Annotated in this window: 1 protein-coding gene; it reads right to left on the reverse strand. The window is 60.9% G+C overall.

Features of this window, described 5'->3' with window-relative positions; all coding sequences use genetic code 11:
- Window positions 1–481: ATPase, T2SS/T4P/T4SS family (locus RAD15_RS43635; RefSeq protein ID WP_458184834.1), on the reverse strand; the 481-nt coding region annotated here is incomplete at both ends.

Below are 481 nucleotides of genomic sequence, written 5' to 3' on the forward strand. Positions count from 1 at the left end.
AGCGGCTGGCCTGTCCACGCATCGGCCGTGTACACCTCGCCAAGACTGGGAGTTGTCGAATCACCAGGCGAGACTGAACGGATCTGCTCAACAAATCGCAGCCGGCTCCCATCAGGCAGGTCACGCTTACGAACAAAGACGATGTAGTCGATCGAATGACCGATCTGCAGCATGGCCTGATCCAGATCGTAGACCGGGCCCATCGACATCATTTGGGCTAGCCGGGACGGCACCTCAGAGGCTCGCGGGGAGTGGATACTGCTCATGGTGCCTGTACCCGACTGCATGGCCTGGAACATGGCCGAGGCCTCATTGCCGCGCACCTCACCGACAATGACCCTAGTTAACGCCTGGCGCAGGCTAGGAGGAATCAGCTGGGCGATCTCGATAGCGCCGTGCTGGGTGCCAGTCGCCGGATCCACCTCGCCGTTACCATCACGGGCGAACAGCACCAGCGTGTTTTCCCGGCCAGGCATCAGAT

Source organism: Bradyrhizobium sp. 14AA (assembly GCF_054185205.1).